At 61.7% G+C, this 22,228-nt stretch carries 17 protein-coding genes and 4 pseudogenes; 13 read left to right on the forward strand and 8 right to left on the reverse strand.

The genetic code is table 11. The features are described from left to right. Positions 1–12: 12 nt before the first annotated feature. From X750_RS1000000165440 to X750_RS1000000167275, 5 genes and pseudogenes are all read right to left on the reverse strand, one after another. A pseudogene (locus X750_RS1000000165440) lies at positions 13–165 on the reverse strand (DUF3606 domain-containing protein); the annotation flags it as partial. A 579-nt stretch (positions 166–744) separates the two neighbouring features. Continuing rightward, positions 745–1,785: a sensor histidine kinase gene (locus X750_RS134980; RefSeq protein ID WP_023682268.1), complete on the reverse strand. Its 1,041-nt coding sequence runs from the start codon at positions 1,783–1,785 to the stop codon at positions 745–747. Beyond that, positions 1,782–3,269 (reverse strand): ATPase domain-containing protein, encoded by a 1,488-nt coding sequence (locus X750_RS134975; protein ID WP_023682267.1) that lies wholly within the window; start codon positions 3,267–3,269, stop codon positions 1,782–1,784. Before X750_RS134975 ends, X750_RS134980 begins: the two co-directional genes overlap by 4 nt. Before the next feature lie 170 nt (positions 3,270–3,439). Then, the gene (locus X750_RS134970) at positions 3,440–3,643 is read right to left on the reverse strand and encodes a CsbD family protein (protein ID WP_023682266.1); all 204 of its coding nucleotides are present in this window, start codon (positions 3,641–3,643) and stop codon (positions 3,440–3,442) included. A 273-nt stretch (positions 3,644–3,916) separates the two neighbouring features. Next, the gene (locus X750_RS1000000167275; RefSeq protein WP_156932491.1) at positions 3,917–4,681 is read right to left on the reverse strand and encodes a CGNR zinc finger domain-containing protein; all 765 of its coding nucleotides are present in this window, start codon (positions 4,679–4,681) and stop codon (positions 3,917–3,919) included. Here X750_RS1000000167275 and X750_RS134960 point away from each other — a divergent pair. Further along, the gene (locus tag X750_RS134960) at positions 4,668–5,639 is read left to right on the forward strand and encodes an EamA family transporter (RefSeq protein ID WP_023682264.1); all 972 of its coding nucleotides are present in this window, start codon (positions 4,668–4,670) and stop codon (positions 5,637–5,639) included. The genes X750_RS1000000167275 and X750_RS134960 overlap by 14 nt on opposite strands. Before the next feature lie 276 nt (positions 5,640–5,915). Here the strand turns inward: X750_RS134960 and X750_RS0134115 are convergent, their stop codons facing one another. The 3 genes from X750_RS0134115 to X750_RS134940 form a co-directional block, all read right to left on the reverse strand. Further along, on the reverse strand, positions 5,916–6,176 hold the full coding sequence (locus tag X750_RS0134115) for a hypothetical protein (RefSeq protein WP_023682263.1): 261 nt from the start codon (positions 6,174–6,176) through the stop codon (positions 5,916–5,918). A gap of 1,025 nt (positions 6,177–7,201) precedes the next feature. Then, positions 7,202–8,092 carry an adenylate/guanylate cyclase domain-containing protein gene (locus X750_RS134945; protein ID WP_023715432.1) on the reverse strand — a complete coding sequence of 297 codons (891 nt, stop codon included), beginning with the start codon at positions 8,090–8,092 and terminating at the stop codon, positions 7,202–7,204. 405 nt (positions 8,093–8,497) lie between these two features. After that, entirely contained in the window at positions 8,498–9,526 is a 1,029-nt protein-coding gene (locus X750_RS134940; RefSeq protein ID WP_023669472.1) for a LacI family DNA-binding transcriptional regulator, read from the reverse strand. 431 nt (positions 9,527–9,957) lie between these two features. On the opposite strand from X750_RS134940, the gene X750_RS134935 reads away from it, so the two are divergent. The 12 genes and pseudogenes from X750_RS134935 (at position 9,958) to X750_RS134890 (ending at position 22,135) form a co-directional block, all read left to right on the forward strand. Then, on the forward strand, positions 9,958–11,571 hold the full coding sequence (locus X750_RS134935; protein ID WP_023682259.1) for an extracellular solute-binding protein: 1,614 nt from the start codon (positions 9,958–9,960) through the stop codon (positions 11,569–11,571). Between the two features lie 81 nt (positions 11,572–11,652). Continuing rightward, positions 11,653–12,513, forward strand: coding sequence for a carbohydrate ABC transporter permease (locus X750_RS134930; protein WP_023715433.1), 861 nt, complete (start codon positions 11,653–11,655; stop codon positions 12,511–12,513). Further along, positions 12,510–13,466: a sugar ABC transporter permease gene (locus X750_RS134925; RefSeq protein ID WP_023748981.1), complete on the forward strand. Its 957-nt coding sequence runs from the start codon at positions 12,510–12,512 to the stop codon at positions 13,464–13,466. The genes X750_RS134930 and X750_RS134925 overlap by 4 nt, the downstream gene beginning before the upstream one ends. Further along, on the forward strand, positions 13,463–14,554 hold the full coding sequence (locus X750_RS134920) for an ABC transporter ATP-binding protein (RefSeq protein ID WP_023715434.1): 1,092 nt from the start codon (positions 13,463–13,465) through the stop codon (positions 14,552–14,554). Before X750_RS134925 ends, X750_RS134920 begins: the two co-directional genes overlap by 4 nt. Before the next feature lies 1 nt (position 14,555). Further along, the gene (locus X750_RS134915) at positions 14,556–15,617 is read left to right on the forward strand and encodes an ABC transporter ATP-binding protein (protein ID WP_023748982.1); all 1,062 of its coding nucleotides are present in this window, start codon (positions 14,556–14,558) and stop codon (positions 15,615–15,617) included. A 35-nt stretch (positions 15,618–15,652) separates the two neighbouring features. Next, positions 15,653–16,321 (forward strand): annotated as a pseudogene (locus X750_RS134910) (Gfo/Idh/MocA family oxidoreductase); the annotation flags it as partial. Positions 16,322–16,328: 7 nt separating this feature from the next. After that, positions 16,329–17,092 (forward strand): annotated as a pseudogene (locus tag X750_RS1000000167280) (Gfo/Idh/MocA family oxidoreductase); the annotation flags it as partial. Between the two features lie 26 nt (positions 17,093–17,118). After that, positions 17,119–18,107: pseudogene (locus tag X750_RS01000000163520) on the forward strand (sugar phosphate isomerase/epimerase). A gap of 55 nt (positions 18,108–18,162) precedes the next feature. Then, positions 18,163–19,104 carry a substrate-binding domain-containing protein gene (locus tag X750_RS134905; protein WP_023689426.1) on the forward strand — a complete coding sequence of 314 codons (942 nt, stop codon included), beginning with the start codon at positions 18,163–18,165 and terminating at the stop codon, positions 19,102–19,104. 61 nt (positions 19,105–19,165) lie between these two features. Then, positions 19,166–20,170, forward strand: coding sequence for an ABC transporter permease (locus tag X750_RS134900; RefSeq protein WP_050588831.1), 1,005 nt, complete (start codon positions 19,166–19,168; stop codon positions 20,168–20,170). Next, complete coding sequence (locus X750_RS134895) at positions 20,167–20,949, forward strand: ATP-binding cassette domain-containing protein (protein ID WP_023693351.1); 783 nt, start codon at positions 20,167–20,169, stop codon at positions 20,947–20,949. The genes X750_RS134900 and X750_RS134895 overlap by 4 nt, the downstream gene beginning before the upstream one ends. A 10-nt stretch (positions 20,950–20,959) precedes the next feature. Continuing rightward, positions 20,960–22,135, forward strand: coding sequence for an aldose 1-epimerase family protein (locus tag X750_RS134890; RefSeq protein WP_023708922.1), 1,176 nt, complete (start codon positions 20,960–20,962; stop codon positions 22,133–22,135). The last annotated feature ends 93 nt before the right edge of the window (positions 22,136–22,228 follow it).

Below are 22,228 nucleotides of genomic sequence, written 5' to 3' on the forward strand. Positions count from 1 at the left end.
CTCGCGTTCGAGCCTCTTCCGGTCGTTGCCGTGTTCTCTGATTAGCTCGCGGACCTGTTCTGGCGTGATACGATGCTGTTTGGCGAAATAGCGAACCTCATAATCTTCATCGACTGATACACGGTTGCGATCTCGAAAATCACGCTTGCTCTTATCGTCTGCCATTATCTTTCCTCCTGATCAGAGAAACAACGACCGACGTTGTATGTTCCCGGCGCCTCACTTCGGCCGCCAGAGGCGCGGGCTGTCCGACCGGACTGGGGCCGCAGGCATTGCGAAGGTGATCTGGCGAAAGTTGGTTGGCCAAAGGCGAGGGTGATTTCGTTTGCTGTTCGGGATAGCTGACCGTCGATCGAGCCTGCCTGCGGGCCTCTTGTTTTTTTACGACGCCAGTCGGAACCCCGACGGGTCGCAGATGATTCAGATGCGCATCCGGCTATCAACGAGGATCGTGATCAAAATGGCGGGGGGTGACCACGAAGGCGACAAAGCTGAGCTCCGGGAGCCCAAAGTTTCGTCTAGGACGCATGACCCGGGTCACAGCGCCGCGGCACGAGTTCGACTTCATCACCAAGGTCGGCCGCATAGACCACGCCGGAGCTCTCGCAATGTTGCAGAGGCATATGGGAGATATAGAGGCGGTCTTTTTCGGAACTGATGTTTTGGCTAAAGCGCTAGACCAGCCTGCCGAGTGACGCTCAGTTAATCCCTATCGCGGCGCCCAGCCTGCCTTTCCGTTGCCGCTCAGTAAGCCGGCACAAGGCGCGTGTTTCGCAACGGCAAGGCCATGGTGAACTGCAAGCCGTCACGATGGTAGTTCAATTCGATCTTTGCGTTGCATTGCACGGTCACGACTTTTTCCAGAAGTGTCGTGCCAAACCCCCGGCGACTGGGCTGCTCGACTTTCGGCCCATCTCGTTCCCGCCAGTCAAGATTGACGATCTGTGTATCGCCGGACCCGCCTAACGACCAGCGGACATCAAGGCGGCCTCCCGTTTGCGAAAGCGCGCCAAACTTCGACGAATTGGAGGCCAGTTCGTGGAAAGCCATCCCGACGGGGACCGCAATGTCGGCGACTAGCGCTACGTTCGGGCCTTCCATAACGATACGCGGCCTGTCGCGCGTCTCATAGTGGTCAAGCTCGCTTTCGAGCAGCTTGTGCAGGGAGGCAGTCTGCCAATAATCGTCGGTAAGCATCGAATGGGTCTGGGCCAGGGAAACGAGCCTGGCTGAAAAATCGCGTACGAAATCATCGACGTTGCCGCTCGACTTGGCCGTCGCGCCCATCATGGCGCGAACGTTGGCCAGCGTGTTCTTGACGCGGTGATGCAGCTCGCGGATGAGCAATTTCTGCCGATCGGCGACCTCCCGCTTCTGTTCGATGTAGGACTGGACCTCACGCTGGCGGGCGCGGGCACGCAAGGCGGAGCGCACCGAGTTGGCGAGGCTCGAAGCCAGAAATGGCCGTTCAAGCACGATCAGATAGCGGTCCAGAAATGCCATCCGCGTGTCGACTTCGTTCCCCCGCATCGTCAGAAGCACGATCGGAAAATCCGACCATGCGGGTTGGGCTTCAAGCCAGGCCGCAAACTGCGTTCGATCGGAACTGAGCAGGGCCTCCTCGGCCACGACAAGGCACTGAGCCTCGTCGAGAAGCGGCACTGCCTCTTCCAAGCTGCCGCACACACGCGAGGCAATCTGGTTTGTAGCCAGGATGGAGGCCGCGATCCTCGCGTCACGGCCAAGCGGCGCCAGCACGAGAACGGCGGGGCTGGACGACATCACAGCGCCTTGTCCCTCAGAAGGTCTGTCTGCTTGCCTTCAAATTCCGGAGATCCCATCAGGATGCCGCGGAATTGTTCCAGTGGCTCACCTACGGCCACGCCGTTACCGCCGATTTTAAACTCACGAATCGTCTCTTCATGGGGGCCGACACGTTTCTTGACAACCGAAATCGCGCGTCTCAACTGACCTGCGTTCTCGAAGAAGCGTAGAAGCATGATGGAATCGCAGAGATAGGTCATATCGACCGGCGCTGCCGTTTGCCCAAACAGCCCGTGATTGGCCAACAGCAGGATCGTCGCCACTGCCTTCTGATTGAGATAGGTGAGGATCTCGTGCATCTGAAGCACCAGATGCTGTTCTTCGGACATGGCATTGAGATAGCCGGTTAGGCTGTCGATCACGACGATCCGCACATTGGATTCTTCGACGGCCGCTTGGATGCGCGAAGATAATTCGCCTGGTGAAAGCTCAGCCGGATTGACACATTCAAGCATCAGCGTGCCGTCCTCGGCAAACGGCTCCAGGTGCATGCCGAGCCCGGCGGCGCGCGCCAAGAAGATGCGCTTTGTCTCGTCAAACAAAAGCACCAGCACACGCTCGCCACGCTCGAGTGCGGCATAGCAATAGGTGCAGGCAATGGTAGACTTGCCAACGCCAGACGGCCCCATCAGCATCGTGCTGGTACCACGGGCCAGCCCGCCGCCAAGCAGGGTGTCGATCCGGTTGTTGCTCATGGCCGGCGTATCATGCTCGGCCACCTCATGCTCGGCTGCAACGAGCCGCGGATAGGCGACAACGCCGCCTGGGCGAATTACGAAATCGTGAAAGCCGCCCCGGATCTGCACGCCGCGCATTTTGATCACGCGTAGCCGCCGACGCTCTCCACCATAGACGGGCGACAGCTGCTCCATCCGAATGACGCCGTGACTGATCGAATGCAAATTGAGGTCATCCTGCTCAGCCGTCAGGTCGTCGAGCATAAGCACCGTCACATTGTTGAGCATGAAGAAGCTCTTCAATGCCAACACCTGGCGCCGATACCGCAATGACCCTTGCGATAAAAGTCGAATTTCAGAGAGCGAATCGAACACCACGCGATCGGGTCTGACGCGTCCGATCTCGGCCATGGCAGACTGCACGGTTTCGCCGAGTTCCAATTCCGAGGAATGGATCAAGGTCTGTAGCTGCGCCGGATCGAAACTGAGCTCCGGCGGCACAAGTTCAAGAATTTGCACCGCCTTCAGGTCCCAGCCGTGACGGCCAGCAACCGAGAGCAGTTCGCGCTTGCTTTCTGACAAAGTGATGTAAAGGCATGTCTCGCCTTTCTTGGCGCCCTCGATCAAAAACTGGAGGCCAAGAGTGGTTTTTCCAGAACCTGGTTTCCCTTCGATAAGATGGGAGCGGTTCCTGGCGTAGCCGCCACGAAGAATGTAGTCGAGCCCGCTAACTCCAGTTGCGATCGCTGAGGCGTCGTCTCTGTCCAACTAATCCCCCAATGTAATTTCGAGAACCAGATAACGACGGGCACCTTTGGCGGTTCCACGTCTCTCCGTGAGCGCTATTGTCGTGAGACGAAAAGGCGACAGGAAGCGCGGCAAAAAAGGGCGCCGTACCTCTCGGAGCCCTTTTTCAAGTTCAGTTTGGAACCGGCGACCTACCAGCCTTGCCGGCCATACCAGTCATCGATGTCGCGCTGAGCGCGGTCCTTCTCAATGCCGTAGCGCTCCTGAATCTTGCCTTCCAACTGATCGCGGTTACCGGCAATACGGTCCAGATCATCGTCTGTGAGTTTGCCCCACTGTTCCTTGACCTTGCCCTTTACCTGCTTCCAATTGCCTTCGACACGGTTCCAGTCCATGGCACCTATCCTTGTTTGTTTCGGACTGAGAAAAACGCCGTAACGCTACCGGAGTTCCCGTCAAGTTTGAGCAGATCGACCGATCGAAGCGTGGCGAGGTAGGCGGCCCCGAAGCAACCCGCTCTGGAACGCGATGATGGCTTGCCGCGCCGGCTGTGTTCTCCACAGTCTTGGCCACAGTCGCTCGCGAGACCAGCTTCGTTGGACAAACAGCGACAGGGACAGCGTGAAGCCAACTATGCTGCGTTGGTCATCCAAGCCTGGCGTCAGATACTAATTCTTGCTGTTGGGAGCCATGTTCCCTGCGGCTTTTGCCCTGAAGCGCCTTACCCGGCTGCGTGTGCCGCAGCTCTCATCCGAGCACCACCGCCTGCGCCCGCCACGCGAGGTGTCAATGAAAAGCCAACCGCAGTTCGGCCCGGTGCACTCGCGCACGCGGCGGCGGTCATTCCTGGACACCAAAAACTCGGCTGTCTCAAAGGCCACGCGGTGGCCGATCGTGTTCAGACTGGCTGCGTCGGTCCACTGCCAAGCGAGGCGGTCGCCGGACGGGAAAAGCGAGCGCTTCGGCAGGGCTAGGGCGACTGCATCGCGCACGATTTGCAAGGCATCGTCCGGCACCCGGGCGCCTGCCGCCTCGGCCTGGAGAGCCGCGTAAACGGCCTCGCGCAAAATCTTGGCCTTTTCCAATGCCGCCTCCGCAAGGAGCGGGCGGGCGGAAGCCTCCGCGAGCAGTGCTCGCGCCTCATCGACGTCGATCAAATCGGCACGTCCAGCCCAGACGACCAGGTCGGCATAGGTCTGCAAGAGGTCTGGGCCCCATACATCGCGTCGCGCGTCGACCGTGTTGACGAAGTCCAGGCAGGCGTGACCGCCAACCATGCGCATGTCGACGATAGTCTTCGCAAAATCCATCCCGGAAACATCGGTTGGCGGAACCGTATTGGCAAGAGGCCGTTGTAACGAAATAAACGTCTTGTGGCCGTTACGACGAACCAACAACGCCCAGCGAAGGCTGCTTCCGATGAACCGCAACACAGCGACATTTTTGGTTTTATGTGTGATCTGGGGCACCACGTGGATCGGTATCAAGGCAGGGATCGCCACCGTGCCGCCTCTGATGTTCGCAGGCACGCGTTTTACAGTAGCCGGCTTGCTGATCCTCAGTGCGACGCGCCTAAGGGGCGCTGCTCTACCAGGGGTGGCGAAAAGGAGTTGGCCGCGCCTTTTCGTTGTTACGTTGTTTATGATTCCGCTTTGCTATGGCCCACTCTTTTGGGGCATGCTCTACATCGATACGGGCACCGCGGCTGTTCTTGAGCTTTCGCTGACCCCCGTCACGCTGCTTGGCTTTGCGTTGCTTCTGGGGGACGAACGCTATGACGGCCGCAGGCTCTTTGCGATTTTGCTCGGTGCGGCCGGTCTGTGCGTCCTGTTCGGGCCCGAAGCCTATGCTAGTTGGACACACGCAGACCAGCAGGGCAGGGGGCTCCGGCTGCTGGCGATGACAGCGGTGGCGTCGGCAGCTGTAATCTATGCATGGGGTTCGGTGCTCGCGCGGCCGCTTCTTGAGGTATATTCATCGGACTTCATCGCCGGCTTCACCACCCTTTTCGGGGGCGCATTCCTAATTCTCATCTCACTCGTTGTGGAGCCAGGCGCGGCCGCGGCTCTAAAAGGCGATTGGGGCTGGCCGGCCTGGGTCGGGTGGCTGTTCCTCGTGCTGTTTGGTTCGTTCATAGGCTACACACTCTTTATCCAGCTCCTGCACGAAATCGGCGCCTCGCGCGCCGGAGCATTTGCCTTCGTCTCACCCGTGATTGCCGTCGTGCTTGGCATCATCACCTACGGCGAGGAGGTTAGCCTGATCGACATCATCGGCATGGCTATCATGCTCTTCGCAGCGTTTCTTGCGCTACGCGAGCGCAAACAGGAAACATCATCCGCTTCCCCGCCGTTGATTCCACGCTCCGCGCGGGCCGATGGCAGAATATGAAAGACGGCGCGCGCATCCAGCCGCCAATCAGCCTTGAGATGGAAAAGCACAAGGTTCGCGTCTATGCGAAAAGAGGGCTTTCCCGGCAGCGTATCCCGCCTACCACCGGCGGCGAGGAAAGCTCCAGCTCATATGACAACACTAGTCGGCGAGGGATTTTGCCGAGTTGCTGTCAAGATTGCAGGCGGGATTTGATGGAAAAATCGCGAGGCTGCAATCAGCGACCTATTCGTTCCGATCGCGATGCAGGCTATCCGCCAACGCGTCGACAAAGTGTCAGCCGCATCGCTTCAGTTCCGCCACCTGAACGCCGAGACGGAATGCCTGACCATCGGCGTAAGAACGTGCATAGCTTTCTGCTTCGAACGGAAACGTCAGGGTGCTGCCGTAGGCGGTGACGCGGACCGTCCACTTCTTGTCGCGAACGAGTTCGACCGAATTGTCGGGCGACGTCATGATTTCCTCCGGCACCAGCAAGGCGAAGGCACGGATAGCGTCGCAAAGGTTGTTTGAATGCAAACAATCCGACACGCTCATGTCGCTTGTTCTATACGCCTCGACTTTCTCTCGATTAGCGTAGCGCCACGGCTGCAATGTTGGTGGCGCTAAGTCCCCTAGCTGCCAAGACCTTTCCCATCGCGTCGGTCCCCTTGCGGCGTCACGCAGCGACCTTTCTGAACCCAATCGCCGAGATCGTCAGCCCGCAGTGTCATCGAGAGAATAGCCGGCAAGCCGCACGGTGCGAATGGCAACTCTGCGACGACTGCTTCAACAACTTTCGCGACTGGCTCATGTGAACGTCGACCACCTGGGCGCTCACACTGGCTTTCTGCGACCAGCCAGCTGCGATGAATTCATCTGATCACCTTTCAGGATTCTCGAGCCATGTGGCGCAGCAACTTGAACTCGATCGGACCAAGAGGAATTTTCCCCGGTGCTGCAAACACGGTGGTATCGAGCTCCATCTCGACGTCGCGATATGTCAGTGGTCTGCGCTTCTGCGCCAATTTCGTGACGGTAGCCCAATCGCGAGCCTTCGCAGGTGGTCGAGGAGCTATTGCGGCGCAAATGGTCTGATGAAGCGTTCGTCGACCCGGGCTGCAACAGCCTGTGCTGACCTTCAGCGCCTGGGGATATCAAGGCGACACAGGGCAGGGAATTGGTCCGGGCATCCCGCTTCAGCCGGCCGCTCCCGTCGCCAGCTCATTGTCTGGCCGACAGTCCAGCACAATTCCCACGCACCGGCCTTTTCGCGGCAAGACCTAGCGCATCATCGATCGAGCGGGCCAGCTTGCTGCCGAAACCATCCACCTGCAGAATGTGGCCTCGGAGCAGGTAGAACTCCGCATCCTGCGAGGGAGATGCACCGGCCGCGGCTCCGTCGAACTCAGCGAGGGAAACGGAAGTCAGCTCTTCGCAGTTCAACTTCGAGAGCAGACGTTCCTGGATTGGCCTTGGCACATTTGTGAACGGTCGATTCCAATGGCTGTCAAAGAGTACGGCGCGATATTGAGGCGCCAGCGAACCAGCTCGAAACCGGTCGAGCTAGTATCCGGGCCGGGTCAATCCGAGACAATTTCGTAGTGAAGAAGCTGGGCTTCGTCGAGGGCCGACTTCACTCCAGGCGAGATGACGCCGGAGCCGAAGAGGATAATATCTTCACGGCGTACGAATACTTCGTGGCCGAGTCCCATGGACACAAATGTGCCCGAAGAGCTTCGTTCGAGAAGCCGAGCTCTGCCATTCAATATGGTGAAGGCGGCGTGGCGCCTCGATACCCAGGGCCGCTCGACGATGATATCGCATTCCGCCGATCTGCCGATTGTCACGGATTCGCCGTTTCGACAGGATCGCAGCTGATCTCTGTAGCGGATGACCAGATGAATCTGCCGCGGCAGGACCGAGCGTCTATCTGTAGTGGCGCCATGGCTGGTGATCTGCGTACCGGGGGCCCCATCGTCGCTCCACAGCGTGTAGACATCGAAGAACTCTTGCTTCCCCTTCAAGGCCATTTTGTCGAGGAGCCGCAGGCCCTTGCGGCTTCTCGGGGAAAGGGCTTCGCAGAAGCTCTGGCTGATCAGCACCTCTCCGGGGTTCGCCGTGGTGGACAACCTTGCGGTGACATTGACAACGTCACCGAATATCGCGCCCCGCGCGCGAATGACCGCCCCGAAATGCAATCCGATACGGGCGCTCAACGGCCCTTTAGTCAGTTGATGGGTAATTTGGCAGACGGCCCTCAGCGCCATTTCCGGGCTCTCGAAGAGGCTGAGTATGTCATCGCCCTTCGAGTAAATGAAATCACCACCGTGCTTGGCGACGATCTCGCGCATCGTGTCCAGGCAATCCGAGACCTGCTGTAGAGCGGCATCGTCTCCGATCCGCTCATAGAGTGGCGTGCTGCCCACGACATCAGCTAAGAGGACTGCGGCAAGAAGCGTTTCCTGGTCCATCGATCTCGTGTCCGACCCAAAAAGTCAGCGTGCGTGTATAACACACGAGGTTGCCTGCGACATATCTGCTCGTGCGCCAGGGGCCGGGGCGATGCCTCAGGTGATCGTCGCGGACGGACGGGCGTATGCCATTCGTCGGCTTCGTGCCGACATCCAGAACCCTCTTCGCCCCAATCGTTCGCGACTTCGGTGCTATGAGTGGACTTGGTCTTTTAGGCTGACCGAGTTGCAACGGGCGACGGCCTTCTCATGCACCATCAACCACGACCCGATCTCGGCCCTCCGACTTCGCACGGAATAGTGCCAGATCGGCGGCTTTGACGAGATCATTCGGGCTCTCGTTCGTATTTGGGACCGGTGGCGACGCCAACGCTGTGCTTTGCGATAAGATCACGGATCCATTGATCAGATTTCAGGTATATTCTCTTTGAAAATCACCTGAAGTCGTGGTTGATGCGGTTCATAGTTCAAGTGCCTGACAGAGTGGCTTAAAATATTGAGCGCTTCCCGCGCCTCGACGCGCGGATTTTGATCTATGACCGCATCGAGCGTCCCATCCAACAAAAGTTCCTTGGTGCCGTCTGTCACCTCGTGGCCGAGAAAGAGAATGTCTTTGGCGCGTCCACGCTCCTTGAGCGCCCGAGCGATGCCGGTGTTGCCGGCGCCGACATTGTAGATCGCGGCAAGATCGGGGTGCCGGTCCAGAAGCGCTGATGCTTCCGAATAAGCCTTCTCTCGGTCATCCAGCATTTCGCGCATCTCGACGATCTTGAGATTGGGCGACTCCTCGGTCAAGATGTGCCGGAATCCCATCTCGCGTTCCTCATGGCCGCGATAGGACAGCGAGCCGGCGAACAGCGCCACCTTGCTTGGGCGTTCCGATCCCATGAAGCGGTTGAGCAGATAGCCGGCCAGCCGCCCCGCGGCGCGGTTGTCGATGCCGATATAGGCCACTCTCGGAACATGCAGGATGTCGGAGGCGATGGTCACCACCTTGACGTCATTGGCCGACAGCGAGCGGATCGCCTCGCGCACCGTTGGATGATCGAGCGCGATCACGCCGACGCCTTGTGTCTGTCCACGCAATTCTTGCAGCAGGCGGGCGAGCCGGTCGGGGTTGAAGCCCTCTATGGTGGCGATGTGGACGTCGAGATCGGGGCGCGCTAGGGCCTGCGCCTCGATGTGTCGATGCAGCATCTTGATGAAGGAATTGGTGCCGGCCGGCAGAGCGAAGTCGAGACGGATGACCTCTCCAGGTGAGGGCCTGGGCGGCGCTCCGTTCGGGCCCTCCGCGATGTAGCCGAGGCGCTGCGCCATTTCGAGCACTATCTCACGCGTGCGCGCCCGCACACCGGGCCTGTTGTTCAGCACGCGGTCGACGGTGGCGGCGGAAACGCCGGCTTCCCGGGCTATGTCAGTCAAGGTGGAACGCACCGTCTTCATCTCCTCAATGCATAAGATCGCACAATGCCGCTAGCCCGTCCGACGGCCACAGCTGCCAGCCATCAGCGATTCTGATGGGAAATGATGTATCCAGCCTAAGCCGATGCGCAAGGAAGTTGGGCTAAATCGCGTCGCCNATCAGCGATTCTGATGGGAAATGATGTATCCAGCCTAAGCCGATGCGCAAGGAAGTTGGGCTAAATCGCGTCGCCCGGCGTGATAGTCGCGTGCCAGAAAGGCAGATTTCCCATCAAATCGAGGCATTGAGCCGGTGTGTCGACCTTTGCATGACGTATTTTCTCCGCAGTTGCGGTGTTACGATGTATTTTGAGTATTTATGATGTTGACAGCCTTCCGGTGCTGCCGTCAATATCCCTCAATGGGCTCGTGGAGGAAACATCGGGCCTGAGGGAGGAATTCCAATGTCTGATTTGATCCGCATATCGCGACGCGGCTTGTTGGCGTCCGGAGGAAAGGCGGCGGCGTTCGTGGCTGCGGCCGGTATCGCACCGCAATTCATCCGTCCCGGCCGTGCCGTTGCGGCCGACGCGCTGGCGCCAGGCATGGTAGGCGGCCCCACCGGTTTCGAGGGCGCCGAGCGCTATCAATATGGCGCCGACACGCCGGAAGGCCGTGCCGTTGAGGCGGCCAAGGCCTTGAAGGGAGCAGGCAAGGCGCCGGCCAAGATCGTGCTTGGCCTGTCGGATGGCTCGATTGGTCAACTCACACAGCCTTTCCCGGCGGGTGCGCCGTCGATCAAGGAGCTGTGGGAAAAGGAAACCGGCATCCAGATCGAGATCGTCGGCCTGCCGAACGGCCAGGAATTCACGAAGACGATGCAGGACATCTCCACCAAGGGTGGGGCCTATGACATCTACTCGACGGAATGGAACCGCCTCGGCGACCTTGCCGAGACCGGCGGCATCGCCAAGCTCGACGACTTCGTCGCCCAGTACAAGCCCGAATGGGACGATCCCAAGACCGGCTATGTCGACGGCGCCAAGGGCGTGTCGCTGCTCAACAAATATCGCGGGTCCAACTATGGCGTGTCGCTGGACGGCGACTTCCAGACCTGGGTCTACCGCACCGACCTGTTCGGCGACGCCGCCGAGCAGAAGGCGTTCAAGGACAAATTCGGCTACGATCTGGCGCCGCCGAAGACCTGGAAGCAGCACAGTGACATCGCGGGCTTCTTCCAGCGGCCCGACAAGGGCCTGTTCGGCTCCACCGACCTGCGCAACCAGGGTTGGGGCTACACCAACTGGTATCAGCGCTATGTCTCGATGGCATCGCCCAACCAGTTCCTGTTCGGCGACGACGGCAAGCCGCTGATCAATTCCGAGCACGGCATTGCCGCCACCAACGAATATGTCGGCTCGCTCGTTCATCACTCGCCGGACGCGATCTCCTGGGGCTGGCCGGAGCAGTATGGAAATTTCGCCAAGGGCGGCGCGGCGATGACCTGCGCCTTCTCGAACCTGCCGAAATTCCTCGACAATGCCGGCAACAAGGATTCCGCCGTCACCGGCAAGATCGGCTCGATGCTGCCGCCCGGCCGCGAAGTCGACGGCAAGCTGATCAGCCGTTCCGTGCTGTGGTTCTCGCTGACCGGCATGGTCTCGTCTCAGTCGAAAAACCAGGAGGTCGCCTACCTTTTGCTGCAGTGGCTGGGCTCCGCCCGCATATATGCCTGGATGAGCGCCAATCCGGGCGGCTATCTCGATCCGTTCCGGCTCTCGGATTTCTCCGATCCGCTGGTGCGCCAGACCTACCACGCCTACCACATCGACGTGGTGCGCGAGACCGTCGCCCGCACGGTGCCGACGATCAACTATCCCGGCGCCACCGCCTTCCACAACGCATTGGACGAAAATCTGATGGCGTCGCTGACCAAGGCCAAGACAGCGGAACAGGCGATGGCCGACACGGAAGCGGAGTGGAAGAAGATCGCCCGCCGCATCGGCGAGGACAAATTGCTCGAAGCCATCAGGACGAACAAGGAGGCCTGGCCGACGGTTCTCGACCCGATCAGCTGATCCGTCTCCCTGGATCAGCGCTGGAGGGGAGGAGCATCTGTTCCTCCCCGCCGCAGTCAACGCCACCAGCAAAGCAGCCAGATGAAGCGTTCCGTCCCCTTCGAGATATTCCGCTACGCCGCGATCTTCGCGGCGATGGCGGTGACGCTGGTACCGATCCTGTGGATGGTGTCGATGGCCTTCAAGCCGATCACCGAATGGTCGGCGACCGGCGCCGACCTGACATGGTGGCCGAAGAACCCGACGCTCGGCAATTTCCAGTTCGTCTTCGGCGAGTCCAACAACAATCTGATCGTGGCGCTCGACCGCACCGCGCTGAAGCCGATCCTGTCGTCGCTGCTGTCTTCGGTGTTCGGCACGGCGATCGCAATGTCGGCGGGCACGGCTGCGGCCTACGGGCTGTCGCGTTTCGGCTCCGGCCAGAACCTGCCGCTGGCGCTGATCCAGCTCAGGCTGTTTCCGCCAATGGCGGTGATGATCCCGGTCATGATCATGTGGGCCTTCCTGAACTTCACCGACAGCTGGTTTGGCCTGGCCCTGATCTACGGCATCGTCACCCTGCCATTCGCTTTCTGGCTCATGAAGACCTTCTTCGACGACATGCCGCGCGAGATCGAGGAAGCGGCGCTTGTCGAAGGTTGTTCGCGGCTGCGCGTCTTCACCCGCATCACGCTGCCGATGATGCGCGCACCGCTGGCCAGCGCCGCCCTCTTCGTCTTCATCCTCAACTGGTCGGACTATCTGATCGCGCTGCTCCTGACGACGCGCGAATGGGTGACGATCCCCATCTACATGGCCTCGCTGTCCTCCTCGATGACCGGTCAACTCTATGGCGCCAAGGCCGCGCTCGGTCTTATCGCGGCGGTGCCGCCGGTCATCATGGGCATTGCCATCCAGCGCCATCTGGTGCGCGGGCTGACGTTCGGCGCGCTCAAGCAATGAGCGCGGTGACCGTGACTGTCTCGAAGGACGCAAAGGCCGCGCTTGGCAAGCCCGCGCTGCGGGACGAGGGAGCGCGGCTGGGATTCCGGCTGACGCTGCCGGCGCAGATCCTGGTGCTCTTCATCTCCGTCTTCCCGCTGCTGATGCAGCTCTACATCAGCGTCACCGACTGGTCGCCGCTCTCCGGCCTCGGCTGGTGGAACGCATGGGAGATGTGGAACAGCTTCGCCAACTACACCGACCTTGCCGCCGATGCGCGCTTCTGGAGCGCGCTGAGGCGCACGGCCATCGTCATGGTCGTGTGCGTGCCCGTCGAATTCCTGCTTGGCCTGGCATTGGCGACGCTGTTCGCGGACGATTTTCCGGGCAAGCGGATCTTATATTCGATCCTGCTGATGCCGATGATGGTGGTTCCAGCGGTGGCCGGCTACATGTTCTTCATGCTATTCCAGTCGGGCGGACCGCTGAACGACATCCTGTCGGCACTCAGCGGGTCACGCGTCACCATCGCCTGGCTGTCGGACCCGACGCTGGCGCTGATCGCGGTGATCATCGCCGACATCTGGCAATGGACGCCGCTGATGTTCCTGATCCTGCTTGCCGGCCTGGTCGGCGTGCCGCAGGACCAGATCAAGGCGGCGACCCTGCTCGGCGCCAATGCGTGGCAGCGCTTCGTCACCATCGTGCTGCCGAAGATGAAGACGATCATCATCATCGCGCTGGCGATCCGTGTCATCGAGAACTTCAAGATCTTCGACACGCTCTACATCATGACCGGCGGCGGCCCCGGCGTCGCCACGGAGACGATCTCCGTCTACATCTACAAGGTCACGACGCAGGACCTGATCTGGGGCTATGTGGCGGCGATCGCGCTGGCCATCCTGGTCGTGCTTTCGATCGTTGCGGTATTGGCCATGAAGCGCATGGCGCGCGCAAGGCTGGTGCCGGCATGAGCGCGATCCAGCTGCGCAACCTGGTCAAGACCTTTGGCGAGTTCACGGCGCTGAAGACCATGGACCTCGACATCGCCGATGGCGAGTTCATGGCGCTGCTCGGGCCTTCGGGCTGCGGCAAGTCGACAACGATGAACATGATAGCCGGCATGGAGGAGCCGACCAGCGGCAAGATCCTGTTCGGCGAGCGCGACATGGCCGGCGTGCCGATGGGCCGGCGCGGCGTCGGCTTCGTTTTCCAGAACTATGCCATCTTCACCCACATGACGGTGCGCCAGAACCTTGGCTACGGGCCGCGGATGCGTGGTGCGGCGAAAGCTGAGATCGACCGCCGCGTCGGCGCCACCGCCGAGCTGCTGCAGTTGACGCCGCTGCTCGACCGCAAGGCCGACCGGCTCTCGGTAAACATCCTGCAGCGGGTGGCAATCGGACGCTCGGCGATCATGGAGCCGGCCATCTTCCTGCTCGACGAGCCGCTGTCCAATGTCGACGCCGCCTTCCGGGCGGTAATGCGGACCGAGCTCAAGCAGCTGCAGCGCCAGTTCAGGCAGACGATGGTCTACGTCACCCATGACCAGCTCGAGGCCATGACCATGGCCGACCGCATTGCCGTCATGGATCAGGGCGTGCTGCAGCAGGTGGGAACGCCGCTGGAAGTCTACAACAATCCAGCCAATGTCTTCGTCGCCCGCTTCATCGGCGCTCCGGGCATGAACCTGCTGAAGGGAAGGCCGGCGGAGAGCGACCGGGGCCTGGTGGTCGATCTCGGGCAGCTGGGGGTCACGCCGACGCTGCCGGATGCGCTGGCCGCCACCTTGCGTGGATCGCGCTCTGAGGTGCTTTACGGCTTCCGGCCCGAACAGGTGTCGCTGGTGCAGAGCGGGCAGGGCCTCGCCATGCCGGTGAGCTTCGTCGAGCGGATCGGCGCGAGGACCATCGTCCATCTCGGCGATGGCGAGACCGCCGTGAAGGCGGTGTTCGACAATAATGTCGGACTGTCGATCGGCGAGCTTGCCGTCGTCGCCCCCGTGGCATCGTCCGTGCGTGTCTTCGATGCCCGCAGCGGCATTGCGATGAAGGCAGGTTGACATGGCCGATATCGTCTTTCGCAATGTCAGCAAGCGTTACGGCACGACGCTCGCCGTCGACGACGCCTCGTTCACCGTCAATGACAACGAATTCTTCTGCTTCTTCGGGCCGCCGCTGTCGGGCAAATCGACAATCCTGCGCCTGGTGCTCGGGCTGGAGACGCCTGACGCCGGAGAGATCCTGATCGGCGGCAAACCGGTCAACACCGTCTCTCCGGCCGAGCGCAATGTCGCCATGGTGTTCCAGAACCTGGCGCTGTTCCCGCATATGAGCGCGCGCGACAATGTGCGTTTCCCGCTGGTCGAGCGCAAGGTCGCCGAGGCCCAGATCGAGAAGCGTGTCGCCGATGTGGCCGCCAAGCTGCATATCGGCCACATCCTTCACAAGCCGCCGGCGCAGCTTTCCGGTGGCGAGCGGCAACGCGTGGCCATAGCCCGGGCCCTGGTGCGCGACCCGAACGCCTATCTGATGGACGACCCGATCTCTGCGCTCGATGCGCGGCTGCGCGAGGAAACGCGCGTCGAGCTCAAGCGCATCCAGCGCGAACTCGGCAAGACGCTGATCTACGTCACCCATGACCAGGAAGAGGCGATGTCGATCGCCGACCGCATCGCGATTCTGGAGAATGGGAGGATCCGACAGATCGGCGCCCCGTCCGAGATCTACGACCGCCCGGCGAACACCTATGTGGCGCGACTGCTTGGTTCGCCGATGATGAACATCCTTAAATCCGTTCGCGGCGAAGATGGCGTCGAGGCCGCCGAAGGCACGGTCAGCATCGACGATCGCGCTGCTCCGGCCGACGCGATCGAAATCGGGCTGAGGCCGGAGGACATCAAGGTCCGGCCCTGGGTCGACGGGGGCGCTGGCCGCCCGGCGCGCGTATTCGAGGTCGAGCCCCTTGGCGGTTACACGGTGGTAACGCTCGCCGCCGGAGAGGCGCGGCTGAAGGCGCTGCTGCGCGGCCAGCCCGACATCAGGCCGGATGCGGTGGTAGCGATATCCTGCGAGCCGGCCCGGGTGCATTATTTCGGGCAGGACGGAGGCGCGTTGGCGAGATGATCGCGGCTGCGAAAACAGAATTGCGGGAGGAAGACATGGCGAGCGAAGGCTTCGAGCCGGACGTGAAGGTCCGCACGAAAGAATACCGGATCGGTTGCATCGGCGCCGGCATGATCATGGCCGAATGCCATCTTGCCGCCTATGCGCAGGCCGGTTTCCCAGTCGTCGCCATCGCNGGCGCCGGCATGATCATGGCCGAATGCCATCTTGCCGCCTATGCGCAGGCCGGTTTCCCAGTCGTCGCCATCGCTTCGCGCACCAAGGCCAGCGCCGAGAAGGTAGCTGCACGCTGGAGCATCCCGACCGTGCACGACACGCCGGAACAGCTGATCGAGGATTCCGAGATTGAGATCGTCGACCTTGCCTTTCCGCCCGACCAGCAGCCGGCGCTGATCCGCCATGCGCTGAAGCAGCCTCACATCAAGGCGATCCTGGCGCAGAAGCCACTGGCGCTGTCGGTCGATGAAGCCGTGAAGCTGCGCGACGAAGCATCAAAGTCCGGCAAGATCCTCTCGGTCAACCAGAACATGCGCTACGACCAGTCGATGCGCGTTCTGAAGCAGATCATCGACAGCGGCGCGCTGGGCGACATCGTCTTCGCGCAGATCGACATGCATGCCATCCCGCACTGGCAGACTTTCCTTCAGGACTACGACCGGCTGACGCTCGCCAATATGAGCGTGCATCATCTCGACGTGCTGCGCTTNGCCTCACATCAAGGCGATCCTGGCGCAGAAGCCACTGGCGCTGTCGGTCGATGAAGCCGTGAAGCTGCGCGACGAGGCAGCCAAGTCCGGCAAGATACTCTCGGTCAATCAGAACATGCGCTACGACCAATCGATGCGCGTCCTGAAGCAGATCATCGACAGCGGCGCACTGGGCGACATCGTCTTTGCGCAGATCGACATGCATGCGATCCCGCACTGGCAGACTTTCCTTCAGGACTACGACCGGCTGACGCTCGCCAATATGAGCGTGCATCATCTCGACGTGCTGCGCTTTCTGTTCGGCGATCCCTCGGAAATCACCACGCTGACACGCAAGGACCCGCGCACGACATTCGAGCATAGCGACGGCATCACCGTCTCGACGCTGCGCTTTCCCTCCGGCGTGCTCGCCGTGTCGCTGGAGGATGTCTGGTCCGGACCGCGCCAGGAGGGCTATCTGGACGACCAGCACATCAACTGGCGCGTCGACGGCACCAAGGGTGTCGCCANGCCTCGACGCTGACCTATGCCTCGACCGAGACGACCGGCGGCGAATGGGTCAGCCCGAGCTGGGACACGATGTGGTTCCCGCATGCCTTCATCGGCGTGATGGAGCAATTGCAGCATGCGGTGAAGACAGGCGCGCCGCCGGCATTATCGGTGGCCGACAACGTCAAGACCATGGCGCTGGTCGAGGCCGGCTATCGCTCGATGGCGCAAGTCCGCACCGTCAAGCTGTCCGAAATCTCGATAAAATCAGCCAACTGAATCGCTTACAGGGAGGAATTCACATCATGATGCAGGCAGGTATTTTCACGGGCTATTTCCCGTACGGCCTCGAAGAGACGGCAAAGAAGATCCGCGGGCTCGGTTTCAACACGGTGCAGCTCGACCTGCATTTTAGGGATATCGATCTGTCGGCCGGGCAGATCACTGAGGAAAAGGCCAAGCAGGTGCGCGACGTCTTCCGCGACAACAACCTGCCGATCTGCTGCGTGTCGGGCTACACCAACATCATTCATCCCGACAAGGCCGAGCGCGATAAGCGCGTCGGGTATCTCAAGGAAATCATCCGCAATGCGCGCAGCTTCGGCTCGCCCTACGTGATCTCCGAGACCGGTACCTACAACACCGAATCCGACTGGGTGCATCACCCGAAGAACAAGACCGAGGAAGGCTTCGAGGAATGCCGCAAGGTGATCGCCGAGCTTGCCCAGACCGCCTACGACCACGGCGCGGTCTTCCTCCTCGAGACTTACGTCAACAACGTCGTGGGCTCGGTCGAGGAGACGGTGAAGATGTTCGCCCAGGTCGACCATCCCGGCCTCGGCCTGTTGATGGATCCGACCAACTATTTCGAGATCCACAATATCGACAAAATGGACCAGATCCTCAACCAGGTGTTCGACACGCTGACCGACAAGATCCGGATCGCGCATGCCAAGGATGTGAAACGCTCCGGCAGCGACAAGTCGGAAAAGCATGCCGACATCGGCGACGAGGATGCGATGGAGAGCCACACGTTCCGCGGCGTCGGCGAGATCGAGCTGCCGGCGCCCGGGCTGGGATCGCTGAATTACGATCTCTATCTGCAGNGTTCCGCGGCGTCGGCGAGATCGAGCTGCCGGCGCCCGGGCTGGGATCGCTGAATTACGATCTCTATCTGCAGCGGCTGGCGGAAAAGCACCCAAACATCCCGGTCATCATCGAGCATCTCTCGGAAGACGACGTGCCGCGCGCGAAGAAATTCCTCGACGGGAAGTTCCGCGCCAACGGCCTGTGAGTGCCGGTTGCGCCGCCGGAGCATGGCGGCGCAGCTCCAACCAAGGGAGGAATGAATGTTGAAATTCGCATTGAAAGTGGCTGCCGCGGCAACGCTGGTAGCCGGGGTCTCCTTGAGCCTGCCGGCATTCGCGCAGGACGGCCAGAAGACCTTCTATCTGCTGTCGCATGGTGGCCCTTCGGACGCGTTCTGGATCGACTGGAATGCCGGCGCGACCAAGGCCTGCGACCAGCTCAAGGTGACCTGCAAGATCTCGTTCAGCGGCGGCGACATGGCGGCGCAGAAGGAGGCTTTCAACTCGGCGCTCGCCGCCAAGCCGGACGGCATCGCTACCACCTCGGCTCAGCCCGGCCTGTGGACGGAGGAGGTGAAGGCCGCCAAGGCCGCCGGCATACCGATCGTGTTCTTCAACACCGACGATCCGGCGACCGGGCGGCAGGCCTATGTCGGGGCCGACCTCAGGGAAGCGGGCGTCATCTGGGCCAAGTATCTCGTCGACCACAAGATGGTGAAGCAGGGCGACAAGGTGTTCCTGCCGGTCGAAGTGCCGGGCGCCAGCTACCAGCAGCTCGAGACCGAGGGCATCGCCAGCGTCTTCGATCCGCTCGGCATCAAGTACGACGTGGTCGATTGCGGCACCGACCCAGCCGGCATCATCGCCAAGATGACCGACTACATGGTCGCCAACAATCCGCCGGCAATCATTGCACTGGGCGATTCCGTGGCAGCAAGCATCAAACGCGTCTTCGACGGGGCCGGTGTGTCGGCCGGCAAGGTCCCGGTCGTCGGCTGGGGCAACTCAAAGGAGACGGCCGAGGCGGTCAAGTCCGGCTTCGTCAATGCTGCGGCCTGGCAGTACCCGTCGGCGCAGGGCTTCATGCCGGTGGCGCTGCTCGGGCTTGCGGCCTCTGGCGAGCCGATCGGCTACGACATTCACACATTCAGCCTCTACGACGCCTCGAGCGTCGAGCCGATCCTGAAACTCTACAACAAGTGACGACAATCGGCGCCCGCCCCGAAATGGCGGGCGCCGGACGAAACGCATGGTCCTGACAGATATGGCAATCACAGCAGACGACGACACGCAGCGAGCGAAGGGCAGGTCTGCGCTGCTGCGTTCGCCGCAATTCTCCTCGCTCGTCATCCTCATCGTGCTGCTCGTGGTGTTCGCCATCGCCGACGGCAACTTCCTGTCGCCGCTCAACATATCCAACATGATGGCGTTCCTGCCCGAGCTCGGCATCATCGCGCTCGGCATGACGCTGCTGCTGACGGCGGGCGAGTTCGATCTGTCGGTCGGCGCCGTGTTCGGCCTTGCGCCCGTGGTGGTGATGCTGCTGGTGCAGAATGGCGGTATCGACATCGGCGTCGCCCTCCTGGCCGGGCTTGTGCTGTGCATCGCGATCGGCGCCATCAACGGGCTGATCGTCACCAAGATCGGCATTTCCTCGTTCCTGGTCACGCTGTCGATGCTGCTCGTCGTGCGCGGCGCGGCGCTCTACATCACGCAGGGATTCCCCCTGAAGTCGTGGGACCAGCCCGGCTTCTTCGTCACGCTGCTTGCCGGCAGCTTCAATGTAGGCTCGTTCCGGTTCTACACCTCGCTCTGGTGGTTCATCGGCCTGTCGCTGCTGGCGATTTACATCCTGCGCTACGCGAAGCTCGGCAACTGGATCAGCGCCATCGGCAGCAACCGCAACGCAGCGGTGGCGCGCGGCGTGCCGGCCGACGCGGTCAAGATCTGGCTGTTCATCCTGACCTCGGTGGTGGCCGGGCTGGCCGGCATGATCAGCGCGTTCCGGATTTCGGCCGCCTCGCCGGTGGCCGGCACCGGCTACGAACTCGAAGTGATCGCCATGGTGGTGGTCGGCGGCACGGCGCTCACTGGCGGGCGCGGCACCATCCTCGGCACCATCGTCGGCGCGCTGATGCTGCGCGCCATCCGCAACGGCATCGTGCTGATCGGCGTGCCGGGCTTGGCATACAACATCTTCGTCGGCGTCATCATCCTCGCCATGCTCATCCTGCACGCTTTGCTGCAGAAGAACGCCGCAAGGAGCTGACGATGGAAGTGCTGCGTCTGCAAGACCTGCAAAAGTCCTTCGGCAACGTGCGTGCGCTGAAGAACGCCTCGTTCACCCTCAACGAAGGCGAGGTGGTTGCCCTGCTTGGCGACAATGGCGCCGGCAAGTCGACGCTGATCAAAGCGATCTCCGGCGTCTTCCCGGCCGACCACGGCGACATCTTCGTGCGCGGCGAGAAGGCGTCGATCCGCTCGACGCGCGACGCAATGGACCTCGGCATCGAGACTATCCATCAGGACACATCGCTCGCGCCGGACCTCAGCATCGCGCGCAATCTTTTCTTGGGTCGGGAGCCGGTCAATTTCGGCTGGCTCGGCGTGTTCGCGCCCCTCGACCTCGCCAAGCTTCGCAACGCCGCCTCGGCGCTGCTGAAGCGGGTCGGCATTTCGAAAAAGCTCGATGCAGATGCGCTGGTGAGCACGCTCTCGGGCGGTGAGCGGCAATCGATCGCGATCTCGCGCGCCATGCAGTTCGCCGCCAAGGTGATCATACTCGACGAGCCGACCAACAATCTTGGCGTCGAGGAAACCCACGGCGTGCTGCGCTTCGTCAAGGAGGTGCGCGACGCCGGCCACTCGGTGCTGCTCATCACCCACAACATCCACCACGTGTTCCAGGTCGCCGACCGCATCATCGTCATGCGCCGCGGCGAAATCGTCGCGGAACAGACGGTCGCCGACACCGACCTGTTGACGGTGGAAAGCATCATCACCGGCGCCGACATGTCGGCCTTGCTCAAGGAGGCGAGGGCAAAGTGAAGGACGTCGCATGGTAGAGCTTTACGGCAAGACGCTGTCGCGAAGGCAGGTGGCCGAGCGGTCCGGCATGCTGTCGCAGTTCGCCGGCGTGCGGCTGATGACGCTCGGCGACGGCGTGGAGCGCGGCATCCGGATGCTCGAGTTCCGCACCGGCTCCGGCCTGCGCTTCACGGCGCTGGTCGACCGGGCGCTCGATATCGCCGATTGCGACTTCCGGGGCCAGGCGATCGGCTGGCATTCGCCGAGCGGCTTTCGCCACCCCGGACTGCACGAGCATGAAGGGGAGGACGGCTTCGCCTTTGGCCGGTCGTTCTCGGGGCTGCTCGTCACCTGCGGCCTCGACCATATACTGGGCCGGGAAGACGTGCCGGCCGAAAGCTACAATTATCCGGGGCGCAAGCGGGTATTGCATTCGCTGCATGGCCGCATCGGCACCGTGCCGGCGCGGCTGACCGGCTACGGCGAGGCCTGGGACGGCGACCGCTGCGTGCTGTGGGCGGAAGGCATCGTCCAGCAGGCAACCGTGTTCGGCGAGGATCTCCATTTGCTGCGCCGCATCGAGGCCGATGTCGGCGGCAGCGAGATCCGGCTGTCGGACCGCGTCGTCAATCATGGTTTCAGCCGCACGCCGCACATGTATTTCTATCACGTCAACGTCAGCCATCCCTTGCTCGACGAGGGTTCGCGCTACCTGGCGCCGATCCGGGATGTCGTCTGGGCGGCGCACGCCGGCGATCGTTACGAGGCTCAGAAGGTCGGCTACCGAACCGTGCCGGCGCCGCAGCTGGGATTCAGTGAGCAGGTCTGGGAGCACGAGCTTGGCGCCGATGCGGCGGGCGAGGTGCCGGTGGCCGTCGTCAATGATCACCTGGGCCTCGGCTTCGAGGTCGTTACCCGCAAGGATCAGCTGCCCTGCACCTATCAGTGGCAGAACTTCCAGGCCGGCCTATATGCGTTGGGAATCGAACCCTCGACGCATCATGTTCTGGGCAATCTCGCCGCGCGCGAACGGGGCGAGATGATCTGGCTGGACCATGGCGAAAGCCGCTCCTATGACGCCGTGTTCCGGGTGCTCGACGGTGCCGGTCAGATCGCCCAAGCGGAAGCGAGGATAGGGTCGATCGCCCGGCAGCCGCAACAGGATTACCCTGCGCCGTCGGGCGCTTTTGCGAGACTGCAGGCGTGACCGGCTTGAAACACACGATCGGTTGCCGCGGCGGGCGGGAAGTGCGCCGGAATACGGAAGCAGGCGCGGCCCGGCCGACCCCAGGCGGCCCTT

It is taken from the genome of Mesorhizobium sp. LNJC391B00 (genome assembly GCF_000502535.1).
In the GTDB taxonomy this organism is placed as follows: Bacteria; Pseudomonadota; Alphaproteobacteria; order Rhizobiales; family Rhizobiaceae; genus Mesorhizobium.